A 13,590-nucleotide genomic window follows, 5' to 3' on the forward strand; every position below is an offset into this window, starting at 1 on the left:
GCGGCCGGGTCACACCATCTCGGTCCACGAAAAAATTGCTGTTCGGGGCAACATATGTCCGCGTCGGGCGGCCGTCAACCACCTTTGCCTGCCGTGGCGGCCCCGCCGTAGGAAACCACGGCGGCGATGGGCGCGCCTGGTTCCGCGTCGCGTGGCGGTGCAGTCACGCGCCGGGGCGGAACTCCTCGAGGGTGGGGCTTGGGAACCGGTGCACGAGCCGGTCGAAGGCGTCGGACAGGCTGCCCTCCTGCTCGATGGCGCGCCGGATGATCACGATGAGCGCGGGCACCGCCCAGAAGTCACCGCATACCCACAAGACGGCGGCGCCGATCTGCTGGTCGGCGAACGGCGGCGTGGTCACGCCGGGAAGGTGCGCGTACACCGGGTACCAGGAGCTGTTCGACAGGATGCTCATGGCCATGGCGAGCACGAACATGACCACGTTGGTGCCGATGATCGCCGACCCCTGCCACAGCGCCGAGGCCCGGGGCCGGAGCGGATGCGACGGGATGATCTGCAACCAGAACAGGACGCCGGTGACGAGGAAGCTCCCGTGCATGAGCCATACGTGCACGCTCTGGTTGTTCTGGGCCAGATCGAACAGGGCGGGCACGTGCCACGCCACCATGGCGACGTTGAACCCGACCAGCCCCGTCCACGGGTTGGCCACCACCTTCCCGATGGCCCGCAGGGGGCGGGCCCGGCGGCTCAGGAGCAGGGCCCGGCCCACCCGGCGCCGGGCGCCCACCGGCAGCGCGAACAGCAGCGGCAGCCAGGGCGCGCCGGCCACCACCAGGATGGGCGCGTAGAACGCCAGCAGGATGTGCTCGACCATGTGGACCGTGAAGTACCGATCCGCCCAGTAGTCGATGGGGGACTGCACGGTCACGACGAGCAGCGCCAGGCCGGCGTAGAAGAGGAGCGAGCGCAGGCGCCGACGCCGGGTGCGGGTGGGGTCGGAGCGCCGCCGCAGGCGGGCCAGCCCGACCTCGTGGGCGACGACGACCAGGACCACCGCCACCCCGAAGGGGTCGAAGGACCAGTGGCCGGTCAGGTATCCCATCGGTGCAGGGCCGCCGGCGTGCTCAGCGCGGGCCGGCCGGCGGGGGTGACTTCACCCTGAGGATTGTGCTCCATCGACCGCACCGCGCGCCGCCGCCCGGGGGTCGGCGGCGAGAACCCGGTGGACGATCGAGATGCCCGGCCGCCCACCGCGGTGCCCGGTGGACGGTCCGGCTCAGGCGGCGCCGCCGGTGCTGATGGTCTCGACGCGCTCGAAGACCTGCAGGCTCGCCAGGTAGTCGTGGATGTCGCGGCCGAGGCCGGCACGGGCGTCGGCGGCCTTCGGGACGGTCACGAGGACGGCGCGCTCGCCCGCGGGCCGGTGCACGTGGGCGCCGGCCAGGAGTCCGGCGCGCTCGCCGGCGTTCACCGATGAGAAGGCGCGGTCGAGCTCGCCCTGCGTGACACCGGGCCGCACGGTGGCGGCCACGCGCACGGCGTCGTCGGCCGGGACCGGGAGCCGGCCGGTGGCGTAGGCGCCGCACTTGATCCGCCGTTCCTCGGAGATCGACCACACGACGATGGGGACGGTGGCCATGGCGACGGCCACGACCATGAGCGGGACGGTGATCCAGAAGACGAGCATCGCGCTGCGGGCAGGTGGTTGCGTGTCTCTGCCCGACCTCCTTCGGGGTGATCATCCGCGGCGCGTCTGAAGGCGCGATGAATCCCACCTCTGACCCCGCTGTGTCTTGTGCCAACGGTCGCCAAACACGGGTCGTGACCATCCGGTGGCCTCACGCGGGCCGGATGTCGCCTGCCGGTGGGCCGCCGGCAGGCGACGGCGAGGAGGCGTAGTGTCGTCCCCGTGTCCATGGGCGTGGACGAGCGCACATCGGTGGCTCCGGGGGCCACCGACCCCGCCGCATCCGTACGGGCGCGGCAGACCTGGCGCAACGCCCTGATCCTCGGGGTCGCCGCCATCGTGACGATGGGCGCCCTGGACCTGGCGGTCGTGCTGAGCCGGTCGTCGGGCCCGCACGTCGACTCGCTGTCGATGCTCATGGGGCTCGGTGACCTGCCGGCCACCAAGGCCGCGCCGGACTTCACCCTCGTCGACCAGCACGGCAGGACGCAGTCGCTGTCGGCCATGCGCGGCAAGGCGGTGGTGCTGCAGTTCATGGACCCGCACTGCACCGACATCTGCCCCATCGTGTCCCAGGAGCTCGTCGACGCCGCCCACGACCTGGGTCGGGACGTGAGCAAGGTCGACTTCGTGGCGGTGAACGTCAACCCCTACGCCACGGCCGTGCGCGACGTGTCCGCCTTCTCCCGCGAGCACGGGCTGTCGTCGCTGCCCAACTGGTACTTCGTGACCGGCCCCGCCACCGCCCTGGCCAAGGTGTGGTCCGCCTACGGCATCTCCGTCGAAGCGCCCAGCCCGACCGCCGACGTCATTCACAGCTCGTACCTGTTCTTCATCGGCAAGCAGGGAACGGAGCGGTACATGGCCATTGCCTCCGACGACCACACCACCAGGGGCCGGGCCTATCTGCCGGCCGCGGACGTCACGGCGTGGGGCGCGGGCATCGCCACCGTGGTGCGACGACTCCTGTAGGGCACCGGGTCCTGTAGGGCACCGGGGCGGGCCCGGGTCGGCCGCAGGCCCCGTGTCGGAAGCGCCCCGCTACCGGGGGGAGCCGGCGCGGCTCGTGTCGGCGACCACGGCGAAGCGCGGCGCCACCCCGAGCAGACGCTCCGGGAAGGGCAGCTCCGTCGACGCCGCCCACTCCACGTCGCGCAGCCGCACCAGGCGGGGAACCGCCCACCCCGCCCGCGCCACCAGCTCGGTCACGGCACGAGGATGGGTGCCGGTGCCGAGCGGCAGGGCGGCGCGCACGTCCCCGGGGTAGGGCCCGTGATGGTCGTCAGCCTCGCCGCGCAGGCGGCGCAGCCACTGCCGCCCCCGGCCGCGCAGAGCCTCGACCGGATCCGCATCACCCCACATCGACTCCACGGCGACGAGCCGGCCCGTCGGCGCGGCCTGGCGCCAGGCGCGCAGGGTGGCGAGCTGGTCGGGAAGGGTCCACAGCACGTGGCGCTCCATGACGGCGTCGAACCCGTCGGGCGGCTCGTGGGCCGGGGCTACGACGACGGCCACGTCGAGGCCCTCGGCGTCGGCCGCGGCGCCCAGCTTGGCGAGCATTCCCGGTGAGAGGTCGAGAGCGGTGACGCGGTGGCCGAGCCGGGCGGCGATGAGGCTGAGGAACCCCGTCCCCGCCCCGCAGTCGAGGACGCGCGCCGGTGGGGGCGGCAGCAGGCCCGCCAGCGCGGCCGTCCACGCCGCCTGCACGGCCGCGCTGGTGGGTCGGTGCCCGGGCGAGTCGTCGTAGCGGGCGGCGTCGTCGTCCCAGAAGCGGCGGATCTCGTCGAGGATGGCCATGCCCGTGTTCTACATGGCGCGACCCCACGGGGTTCACACGGAGGTTCGCATGTGGAAGTGGCGGGCTCGTCCGTCCTCGTCGCCGGCCCTGACGTCGACCGGCCCTGACGTCGACCGGCCCGGGCGTCGACCGGCCCGGGCGTTGCGGACGGCGGCTCAGGTGCGCTCGGCGTCCTCGAGGTAGCGCGTCACACCGCCGGCGATCCCCTGGCCCGCCAGCTGGCGCCACTGCGGGCTCTGCACGAGGGCGGCGTCGTGGGCGTTGCGCATGTTGGCGCACTCCACGAGGACCTTGGGCACCGTGGACAGGTCGAGACCACCGAGATCGGAGCGCAGCACGATCCCGTCCTGGCCCGTGTAGTCCGCGGGCGGCTCGCCCGTCGTGGCCACGAAGGCGTCGCGCATGTCGGTCGCCAGCACGGTGGAGGGCCCCACGATGGCGCGGTTGTCGGAGATCGAGCTGATCACGGCCACCGGGGTGTCGACGGCGAAGCCGCTGCCGCCGGGCGGCCCACCGTCGGCGTGGATCGACACCGCCACATCGGCGTGCAGCGCGTTGGCGAAGGCGGCGCGCTGGTTCACGCACGGGCCCACGCCGTCGTCGGTGGTGCGGGTGAGGGCGACGCGCGCCCCGGCGGCCTCGAGCGCGTCGCGCGCCGCCAGGGCCACGTCGAGGTTGAAGGCGTGCTCCGCATATCCGTTGTCGGTGGCGGTGCCCGTGGTGTCGCAGGGCTCGGTGAAGCCCCCGCCGTCGATGGGCCGGTTCACGACCTGCGGGGCACCGGCGTTGCCGCCGTTGTGCCCGGGGTCGAGGACCACGGTCAGGCCGGCCAGCGGGAGCACCGCCACCGATCCCTGGTAACGGGCGTCGCCGAATGCGTACACGCCGCCGTCGGCGCCGGCCATCCAGTACCCGCCGTCCCCGACGGTGGCCGCCATGGCCACCACGGCGCGGTTCAGCACCATCGCCCCGGTCGAGCCCTCGAACGGGGCGCCGAAGGCGAACACCCCGCCGTCGGCGGCCACCAGCCAGTAGCCCCCGGTGCCGCGGTCGAGCGCCATGCCCACCACGGGGCGGGTGAGAGGCGTGCCCCCCATCGACCCGGCGAAGCGGGCGTCACCGAAGGCGAACACCCCGCCGTCGGCGGCGACGAGCCAGTAGCCGCCGTCGTCGGGGGTGGCCGCCATGCCCACCACAGGCGCGTTGAGCGCGAGCCCACCGGCCGACCCGTCGAACGGCGCGCCGAAGGCGAACACCCCGCCGTCGGCGGCGGCGAGCCAGTACCCCCCGGTGCTGCGGTCGGCGACCAGGTCGACGACCGGTGCATTGCTCGAGGGCGGGCTCGTGGCCCCGCCGCCGGCCACGCGGGCGGCGGGGCCGGCGGCCACAGTGACGGTGGCCGTGGCCGCGGCAGCCTCGTGGGTCACCGACACCGTGAGGGCCGATCCGACGACGACGGCCAGCACCACCAGCGCCGGGCCGCCGCCACGCAGGGCGCGCACCGGTGATCGCACGACGTCAGGCCTCCTTCGCCGCCGCCGCCGCCGCCGCCGCCGCCGTTGCCGCTGCTGCTGCCAGGTGCAGCGCCAGGGCGACGGCACCGGCGGGGTCGTCGGCGCGGGCGATGACGTCCACCGGCTGCCCGGCGCGAGCGAGCTCCCACGTGCCGAGGCCGACCACCGGCGTCCCGGCCACGAGGGCCAGGGCGATCTCCGACAGCGTCCCGAACTCGCCGGCCACGGCCACCACGGTATCGGCGGCCGCCACCACCAGGGCGTTGCGCGCCTCGCCCAGGCCGGTGGGGACGGCGACGTCGACGTAGGGGTTGGCGGACGCGCGATCGCGTCCGGGGAGGATCCCGACGGTCAGCCCGCCGCCGGCGCGCGCCCCGCGGCAGGCGGCCTCCATCACGCCGCCGAGCCCGCCGCACACGAGAACGGCGCCGGCGTCGGCGACGGCGCGGCCGACGGCTTCGGCCTGGCGCAACTGCTCCTCGGGCGCGGAGCCGCCGCCCACCACGGCCACGTAGGCGCGGCTCACGGCGCGCCTCACTCCCACCGGAACGTGGCCGCGGCGGCCAGGGGCGCGCCCACCGCCCACAGGGCGAGCACCAGCCACGCCCATCCGGGCACGGCCGTGCCCAGGCCGAGCGCCCGGTGCAGCGCTTCCGCCAGCGCGGCGGCGGGCAGGGCCTTGGCCGCGCCCTGCAGGCCGCCGGGCAACTTGGACAACGGTGCGAGCATCCCGCTCACGAGCAGCAGCACCAGCCACAGCCCGTTGGACGCCGCCAGGTTGACCTCGGGCCGCAGCACCCCGGCCAGGAGGAGGCCGGTCCCCCCGAACCCGGCCGTCGCCAGGATCACCACGACGATCGCCCGACCCACGCCGCCGGCCGTCGGGTGCCACCCGAGGCCGAGGGCGACGGGGACGAGCACGACGAACTGCAGGGCCTCGACCACGAGGACGGCGACGATCTTGGCGCCGAGCAACGCCGGGCGTCCGAGCGGCGTGGCGCCGAGGCGCTTCAGCACGCCCTGGCCGCGCTCGAACCCCGTGGCGATGCTCAGGTTCACCAAGGCCGTGCCCATGACGGCCAGCGCCAGGATCCCCGGCGCCAGGAAGGTGACGGGGTGGGCGGTGCCGGTGGGGAGCAGGTGCACCTCGGAGAAGAAGACGAGCAGCAGCACGGGGATGCCGATGGTGAGCAGCAACGACTCCCCCCGGCGCAGGGTCATGCCGACCTCCGCCGCGCACTGGGCCGCCAGGCGGCGCGCCGCGGGTGGCAGCGACCGGACGACGCGACGGCCGGCCCTGCTCGGGGCCGCGGTGCTCGCGCTCATCGCCGGCTCCCGGCCCCCCGGGCGCCTTCACGGCGGTCCGGCGCGTCGGGGCCCTCGTCCCCCCGGGTCACCTGCAGGTAGACCTCCTCGAGCGAACGGCGCCCGGCGCGCAGGTCGCCCACGGGCACGTCGTGGTCGGCCATCCACCCCGCCAGCGCCGCCAGCCGGGCCGGGGTGGCCTCGCCCGTGACCCGGTACTCGCCGGGGTGCTCCTCGGTCACGCCCCCGGGCCCGGTCCCGAGCGCGGCGGCCAGCGCGGCGGTGTCGAGGGCGGGGGGAGCCTCGAAACGGATGCCGCCCCCGCCGGCGGCCGACAGCTCGGCCACGGTCCCCCGGGCCACGGCGCGGCCATGGGCGACGATCACGACCTCGTCGGCCAGCCGCTCGGCCTCGGGCAGTTCGTGGGTGGTGAGCACCACGCACGCCCCCCGGTCGCGCAGCGCCGTGACCACCCGGCGCACGGCGATGCGCCCTTCGGGGTCGACCCCGGCGGTGGGCTCGTCGAGGAACACCACCTCGGGACGGCCCACGAGGGCGAGCGCCAGGGACAGCCGCTGCTGCTCGCCGCCCGACAGCCGGCGCCAGGGCGTGCGGGCCACCGCGTCCAGGCCCACCAGGCGGAGCAGGGCGTCGGGGTCCTCGGCGTGGTCGTAGTAGTCGGCGAAGAGCCGCAGCACGCGCCGGGGCCCCATGACGGGGTACACGCCGCCGCGCTGGAGCATGACCCCGATGCGCGTCACCAGCCGCCGGTGGTCGCCGACGGGGTCGAGGCCGAGCACGCGCACGGACCCCGAGGCGGCGCGCCGGTAGCCCTCGAGGGTCTCCACCGTGGAGGTCTTGCCGGCGCCGTTGGGCCCCAGCAGCGCCAGGACCTGCCCCCGCCGGGCCGACAGGGACAGGCCGTCCACCGCCGTGACGTCGCCGTAACGCACCACCAGATCCCGGCACTCGACGGCCGCGTCGTCGCGCGACGAGCCGGCCACCGACGAGATCGACATCGCGGCGAGGCTACCGTTGGGCGCACCATGATCGACATCCGACTGGCCCGGGAGGACCCGGATGCCGTGAAGGCGGCCCTCGCCCGCAAGGGTGTCGACCCGGCCGAGGTCGTCCGCCTGGTCGACGCCGACGGCCGGTCGCGCCAGGCGGTGGGCCGTCGCGACGAGCTGCGGGCCCGCATCAAGGAGCTGTCGCGCCAGGTGGCCGACGCCCGGCGCTCCGGCGACAGCGCGGCGGCGACCGGGCTCACCGAGGCCAGCCGCGCCCTCGGCGAGGGGGAGAAGGCGGCCGACGCCGAGGCCACCGCGGCCCAGGCCGAGGTGCGCGAGCTGCTCCTGTGGCTGCCGAACATGCCGGCGGCGGGGGCGCCCGACGGGGAGGGCCCCGAGGACAATCCCGTGGTGCGCCGGTGGCCGGAGACGGCCCGGGAGTACGCCGAGCACCAGCGCGTCCCGCACTGGGACGTGGGCGCGGCGCTCGGCATCCTCGACCTCGAACGCGGTGCCAAGCTGTCGGGCTCCATGTTCCCCCTGTTCCGGGGGGCGGGGTCGCGTCTGTTGCGCGCCCTGACCGCCTTCGCCCTCGACCACCACGCCGACGCCTACGAGGAGATCCGCCCGCCCACGCTGGTGCGCACCGAGACCATGGTGTCGACCGGGCACCTGCCCAAGTTCGCCGACGAGGCCTACCACCTCGAGCGCGACGACCTGTGGGCAATCCCGACCGCCGAGGTGCCGCTCACCTCCATGTACCGCGGCGACATCCTCGAGGAGGCCGACCTCCCCCTGCGGCTGACGGCCGCCACCGCCTGCTTCCGGCGCGAAGCGGGGTCGGCGGGGCGCGACACGCGCGGCGTGTTGCGCGTGCACGAGTTCGACAAGGTCGAGCTCTTCGCCTACGCCACCGCCGAGCAGTCGCCGGCCGAGCACGAGCAGATGGTGCGGCGCGCCGAGGCCCTGCTGCAGGAGCTCGACCTCGAGTACCGGGTCGTCGACCTCTGCACCGGCGACCTCGGCAACGCCTCGGCACGCACCTTCGACATCGAGGTGTACGCCCCGGGGTGCGACATGTGGCTCGAGGCGTCGTCGGTGAGCTGGTGCACCGACTACCAGGCGCGCCGGGCCAACATCCGCTACCGGCCGGCCGACGGGGGCCAGCCCGTGTTCGTCCACACCCTGAACGGCTCGGCCGTCGCCTGGGCCCGCATCTGGGCGGCGCTGGTCGAGACCGGGCGCCAGGCCGACGGATCGGTCCTGCTACCGGCCGCGCTCGACCGCTACCTGGGGGGTCACCGGATCATCGAGCCGCCGGCGCGCTGACGGGAGCCCCGGGGCGGGGCAGGGCCGTGTCCCTGCTCCCGTGCGTTCCGGACGGCACCTCGGTCTGAGCGGCGCGGGACTGCGGTGCGGCGCGGGACTGCGGTGCGGGACTGCTCGCGGCGCGGGACTGCTCAGTGGTGGAACCCGGCCCCGGCGGCCCCGGGTGTGCCCGTGCCCCTACCCGTGCCCAGGTGGCCGACCACCCGCTGCACATCGTCGACCAGGAGCGAGGCCAGGTCGCGGCTGAAGCCGTTGCGCACCACGATCCGGAGCACGGCGACATCGTCGAGTGCCGGCGGCATGGTGTAGGCGGGGATGAGCCAGCCCCGGGCGCGTAGCGACTCCGACACGTCGTAGACGGTGAACGGCGCCTCACCGATCCTGAAGGCGAAGGCGGGGATGCCGCTGCCGTTCGACACGAGCTCGAACGGGGAGATCGCCGCGATCTGCTCCGCCAGCCACTGCGCGGTGTCCCGACTGGCCTGCTGCACCTGGCGGTAGCCCTCGGCCCCGAGCCGGAGGAAGTTGTAGTACTGCGCCACGACCTGCGCTCCGGGCCGCGAGAAGTTGAGGGCGAACGTGGGCATCTGGCCGCCGAGGTAGTCGACCTTGAAGACCAGGTCGTCGGGCAGCGCCGCCGGCTCGCGCCAGATCACCCACCCCACGCCCGGGTAGACGAGCCCGTACTTGTGGCCCGAGGCGTTGATGGACTGCACGCGCCGCAGGCGGAAGTCCCAGACCACGTCGGGGTCGAGGAAAGGGGCCACGAACCCCCCCGACGCGGCGTCGACGTGGACGGGTACGTCGGGGCCACCGGAGGCGGCGAGGTCGTCGAGGGCGCCGGCGATGTCGGCGACGGGCTCGTAGGCGCCGTCGTAGGTGGAGCCCAGCACGGCGACGACCCCGATGGTGTCGTCGTCGCAGTGCGAGGCGGCCGCCGCCGGGGTCAGGCAGGTGGCCTCGGGGCCGACGGGGACGAGGCGCGGCTCCACGTCCCAGTAGCGGCAGAACTTCTCCCAGCAGACCTGCACGTTGGCGCCCATGACGAGGTTGGGCCGATCGGCGGGCAGGCCGGCGGCCCGGCGACGCTGGCGCCAGCGCCATTTGAGAGCCAGGCCCCCCAGCATGCACGCCTCGCTCGACCCCGTCGTCGAGCAGCCCGTGGCACCGTCGCCTTCCTCGGCGTGCCACAGGTCGGCGAGGATGTTGACGCAGCGCCGTTCGAGCTCGGCGGTCTGCGGGTACTCGTCCTTGTCGATCATGTTCTTGGACGAGCACTCCGCCATCAGGCTCTCGGCGTCACGATCCATCCAGGTGGTGACGAACGTGGCCAGGTTGAGCCGGGCGTTGCCGTCGAGGAGCAACTCGTCGTGGACGATCTCGTAGGCGGTGCCCGGCGCCATTCCCTGGTGTGCCAGCCGCAGCTTCGGGACCTCGTCGAGCTCCCCGGACAAGGAGAACTGCGGCCGGACCGCCAACCGGTCCGCGTCACGGTGCGTCTCATGGACGTGGAGGGCCACGGCTCGCACCGTAGCCCTGCCGGAAGCGTCACGCCCCGGCGCCTGCGTGCAGCCCGACCGCGGCCGTCACGCCCCGGCGCCCGGACGGAGGGTCAGTGGTCTCGCTTGGCGCTCTGGTCGACGAGCACGCAGCGGGTGCCGCTGTAGATCGTCGGCATGCACTTGTTGCAGTGGATGCACAGCGAGCCGTGCGACGAGCCGGCCTGCATCTTGGACACGAGGTCGGGCTCGCGCAGCAGCGCCCGGGCCATGGCCACGAAGGAGAACCCCTCGACCAGCGCCTGCTCGACAGTGGCGAGCTCGGTGACCCCGCCCAGCAGGACGAGCGGCACGTCGAGCGCGGCGCGGAACTGCCGGGCATAGGGGAGGAAGAAGGCCTCCTCGTACGGATAGTCGGGCATGAACCGACGGCCGACGAGCCGGAACCCGAGGCGGGCGGGCTGCGGGAGCGTGGCGGCGAACTCCCGACGGGGCGCCTCTCCCCGGAAGAGGTACATGGGGTTGGCGAGTGAGCTGCCCCCGGTCAGGGTCAGCGCGTCCAGCGCGCCGTCGGCCTCGAGCAGACGGGCCACCTCGACGCTGTCCTCCAACCACAGGCCCCCGGGCACGCCGTCGGCCATGTTGAGCTTGGCCGTGACCGCGGCGCGCGCTCCTGCGGCGTCGCGCACGGCGCGGACCACCTGGCGGGCGAAGCGGGCGCGGTTCTCGACGCTCCCGCCCCACTGGTCGTGGCGATGGTTCAGCTTCGGGCTCAGGAAGGCGCTCAGCAGGTAGTTGTGGCCCAGGTGCACCTCGATGGCGTCGAAGCCGGCGTCGACCACGGTGCGCGCCGCGCGCCCGTAATCGGCGGTGATGCGCTCGATGTCGGCCTCGGTGACCGCCCGGCTCACGGTACCGAGCGGGCTCAGGTGACGACTGGGGGCGAGGGCGGGAGCCCGGTTCGACCGCGGATTGGCGACGGGCCCGGCGTGACCGAGCTGGGCGGCGACGGCGGCACCGGAGTCGTGGACGGCGTCGGTGAGGCGCCGCAGTCCCGGCGCGGTGTCGTCGTCGACGAGCAGGCAGTGGCGGTCGGTGCGACCCTCGGGTGACACGGCCAGGTAGGCGACCGTCGTCATGGCGGCACCACCGGCGCCCACGCGCCGGTGGAAGTCGACGAGCGCATCGGTGACCTGCCCCTTGGGAGACGCCCCCTCGAAGGTCGCCGCCTTGATGATCCGGTTGCGCAGGGTGAGCGGGCCCAAGGGGGCCGGGGCGAAGGGCGAAGGGGGTGTGGTGGTCACGGTGTCGTCACTCCGCTCCGGCGATGTCGGTGGGTCAGGGGTCGGTGGGTCACGAGTCGGTGGGGATCTCGAAGCGGTAGCCGACACCCCGGACCGTCGTGATGATGGCCGGCGACGACGAGTCGGCCTCGACGTGGCTCCGCAATCTCTTGATGTGCACGTCCAGGGTCTTCGTGTCCCCCACGTAGTCCGCACCCCAGACCCGGTCGATGAGCGTGTCCCGGGTGAGGACGCGGCCGGCGTTCTCGATCAGCAGGGCGAGCAGCTCGAACTCCTTGCGCCGCAGGTGGACCTCCTCGCCCCGCACGAACACGCGGTGGCGGTCGGGGTCGACCCGGACGTCGCCCACCTCGAGCACCCCGTCGTTCCCCGGGGCGACGGAGCCCGATGGGCCGGCCGCGCCGGGCTCCATCTGGGGCACGCGCCGCAGCACGGCCCGCATCCGGGCCACGAGCTCCCGCAGCCGGTAGGGCTTGGTGACGTAGTCGTCCGCCCCGACCTCGAGGCCCACGACGGTGTCGATCTCGGTCCCCTTGGCCGTGACCATGATGATCGGGACCCGCGAGCGCGCCCGGATGGCGCGGCACACGTCCACGCCCGAGAGCTTGGGCAGCATGATGTCGAGCAGGACGAGGTCGGGGTCGACGGCGTCGAACAGCTGGAGGGCCTCGGGGCCGTCCCGGGCGATGGTGACCTCGAACCCCTCGCGCCCGAGCCCGATCACCAGGGCGTCGACGAACGACTCCTCGTCCTCGGCGATCAGGACCGTCACGGCGCGGGCGGTGTCGCGGCCCGCGTCTCGGCCCGCGTCACGAGTCTCGCCGCGGTGCCCGCTGTGGGACGGGCGCGGCTGAGGCGCCCGGTGTGCCCCCGGCGCGCTGCTCACGACTCAGCCGACCTCCGAGTGCGCGGGGAGGATGAGCCGGAACGTGGACCCCTCGCCTTCGCGCGAATCGACCTCGACATGCCCCTGGTGGTTGGCGGCCACGTGACGGACGATAGACAACCCGAGCCCGGTCCCCCCGCTGTTGCGGCTCCGACCCTGGTCGACCCGGTAGAAGCGCTCGAAGATGCGGTCGAGGTCGCGTGCCGGGATGCCGACGCCGTGATCCTCGACGTCGAGCCGCACCTGCCCGTCGGTCACGGCGCCCGCGAAGCGCACCGAGTTCCCGTCGTAGGAGAATTTCACCGCGTTCTCGAGAAGGTTGTACAGCGCGGAGACGAGCTGGCGCCTGTCCCCGAGCACGGTGACCGGCGGCGGCTCCTCGAGCTCGATCTTGACGTCTCGCTGCTCGGCGGCGGCACGGACGCGCTCGACGGCCTCGGCCATGATGAGGTTGACCAGCACCGGCTCGCGCGGCGGGGCCTCCTCGGCCTCGATGCGCGACAGGTCGAGCAGGTCGTCGATGATCCGGCTCACCCGGAACGCCTCGGAGTGGATGCGGCTGGCGAGCCGCTGGGCCACCGTGGGGTCGGCCTCGGACACGAGGGTCTCGGCCAGCAGCCCGAGCGCGCCCATGGGCGTCTTCAGCTCATGGCTGACGTTGGCGACGAAGTCGCGCCGGATCTCCTCGAGGCGCCGGCGCTCCGACACGTCGTCGATCGCCGCGATGACACCCAGCGTGCGCCGGCCGTCATCGATGAGCTGGGTGGACACCGCCAGCGTCCGGCGCGGGGGCCCGTAGAGGTCGAGCGTGCGGTGGGCCGAGCCCTGCTTCCAGGCGTCGGCGAGAAGGTCGACCACGGCCTGTGCGGCCAGCGCGTCGCCATGGCGACCGCCCATGAGCCCGACGGCGCGGGCGTTGCGGAACACCACCGTGCCGTTCTCGTCGCACACGATGACGCCCTGGGGCAGCGTGTCGAGGGCACGCCGTAGGCGGATGGCGTCGGCCGACGACTCGGCCACCGCCTCGGCGGCCCGGTCGGTGACGAGCTCCAGATGGTGCAGTGCCGGCTCGACGCCGGTTCCGCGCTCCTCGGCCGGCGCGTCGACTCCGAGGCGCGATGCCAGGGCCGACAGGCGCTGCTCGAGCGCTTGGCGCCCCGAGCGGCGACCGAGGATCGTGGCCACCACGATGCCGACCACGGCGAGCACGCCGAGCCCGGCGAACCCGGCGATCACCACGTTCGACGACACCCCGGTCGTACCGATCACGGCACAAGCATGACAGGACTGGCCGCGG

13 protein-coding genes are annotated in these 13,590 nt (G+C 74.0%); 2 read left to right on the forward strand and 11 right to left on the reverse strand.

All coding sequences use genetic code 11. The features are described from left to right. Positions 1-163: 163 nt before the first annotated feature. Both VMV22_04850 and VMV22_04855 read right to left on the reverse strand, forming a co-directional pair. Positions 164-1,063, reverse strand: a complete 900-nt coding sequence (locus VMV22_04850) for a cytochrome c oxidase assembly protein (protein HUY21648.1) — start codon at positions 1,061-1,063, stop codon at positions 164-166. A gap of 174 nt (positions 1,064-1,237) precedes the next feature. After that, positions 1,238-1,648, reverse strand: a complete 411-nt coding sequence (locus VMV22_04855) for a hypothetical protein (protein HUY21649.1) — start codon at positions 1,646-1,648, stop codon at positions 1,238-1,240. A gap of 228 nt (positions 1,649-1,876) precedes the next feature. On the opposite strand from VMV22_04855, the gene VMV22_04860 reads away from it, so the two are divergent. Continuing rightward, positions 1,877-2,620 carry an SCO family protein gene (locus VMV22_04860; GenBank protein ID HUY21650.1) on the forward strand — a complete coding sequence of 248 codons (744 nt, stop codon included), beginning with the start codon at positions 1,877-1,879 and terminating at the stop codon, positions 2,618-2,620. A gap of 69 nt (positions 2,621-2,689) precedes the next feature. Here VMV22_04860 and VMV22_04865 read toward each other — a convergent pair whose 3' ends face one another. The 5 genes from VMV22_04865 to VMV22_04885 all read right to left on the reverse strand — a co-directional run bounded on the left by VMV22_04865 (position 2,690) and on the right by VMV22_04885 (position 7,284). Beyond that, entirely contained in the window at positions 2,690-3,445 is a 756-nt protein-coding gene (locus VMV22_04865; protein HUY21651.1) for a class I SAM-dependent methyltransferase, read from the reverse strand. Positions 3,446-3,601: 156 nt separating this feature from the next. Beyond that, a complete protein-coding gene (locus VMV22_04870; protein HUY21652.1) occupies positions 3,602-4,948 on the reverse strand; it encodes an N-acetylmuramoyl-L-alanine amidase in 1,347 nt (448 codons plus the stop codon). Between the two features lie 16 nt (positions 4,949-4,964). Beyond that, positions 4,965-5,486, reverse strand: coding sequence for a TIGR00725 family protein (locus tag VMV22_04875; GenBank protein ID HUY21653.1), 522 nt, complete (start codon positions 5,484-5,486; stop codon positions 4,965-4,967). Positions 5,487-5,494: 8 nt separating this feature from the next. Next, the gene (locus VMV22_04880; protein ID HUY21654.1) at positions 5,495-6,286 is read right to left on the reverse strand and encodes an ABC transporter permease; all 792 of its coding nucleotides are present in this window, start codon (positions 6,284-6,286) and stop codon (positions 5,495-5,497) included. Further along, entirely contained in the window at positions 6,283-7,284 is a 1,002-nt protein-coding gene (locus VMV22_04885; GenBank protein HUY21655.1) for an ABC transporter ATP-binding protein, read from the reverse strand. The genes VMV22_04880 and VMV22_04885 overlap by 4 nt, the downstream gene beginning before the upstream one ends. A gap of 27 nt (positions 7,285-7,311) precedes the next feature. On the opposite strand from VMV22_04885, the gene serS reads away from it, so the two are divergent. Beyond that, positions 7,312-8,604 (forward strand): serine--tRNA ligase, encoded by a 1,293-nt coding sequence (gene serS, locus VMV22_04890; GenBank protein ID HUY21656.1) that lies wholly within the window; start codon positions 7,312-7,314, stop codon positions 8,602-8,604. 131 nt (positions 8,605-8,735) lie between these two features. Here the strand turns inward: serS and VMV22_04895 are convergent, their stop codons facing one another. From VMV22_04895 to VMV22_04910, 4 genes are all read right to left on the reverse strand, one after another. Further along, positions 8,736-10,124 (reverse strand): glutamate decarboxylase, encoded by a 1,389-nt coding sequence (locus VMV22_04895; protein ID HUY21657.1) that lies wholly within the window; start codon positions 10,122-10,124, stop codon positions 8,736-8,738. A 92-nt stretch (positions 10,125-10,216) separates the two neighbouring features. Next, complete coding sequence (locus tag VMV22_04900; protein HUY21658.1) at positions 10,217-11,407, reverse strand: NADH:flavin oxidoreductase; 1,191 nt, start codon at positions 11,405-11,407, stop codon at positions 10,217-10,219. A 49-nt stretch (positions 11,408-11,456) separates the two neighbouring features. Continuing rightward, a complete protein-coding gene (locus VMV22_04905) occupies positions 11,457-12,179 on the reverse strand; it encodes a response regulator transcription factor (protein HUY21659.1) in 723 nt (240 codons plus the stop codon). A 117-nt stretch (positions 12,180-12,296) separates the two neighbouring features. Beyond that, on the reverse strand, positions 12,297-13,562 hold the full coding sequence (locus VMV22_04910) for an ATP-binding protein (GenBank protein HUY21660.1): 1,266 nt from the start codon (positions 13,560-13,562) through the stop codon (positions 12,297-12,299). Positions 13,563-13,590: the final 28 nt, after the last annotated feature.

The sequence above is a fragment of the Acidimicrobiales bacterium genome (genome assembly GCA_035531755.1).
GTDB lineage: Bacteria > Actinomycetota > Acidimicrobiia > Acidimicrobiales > UBA8190 > DATKSK01.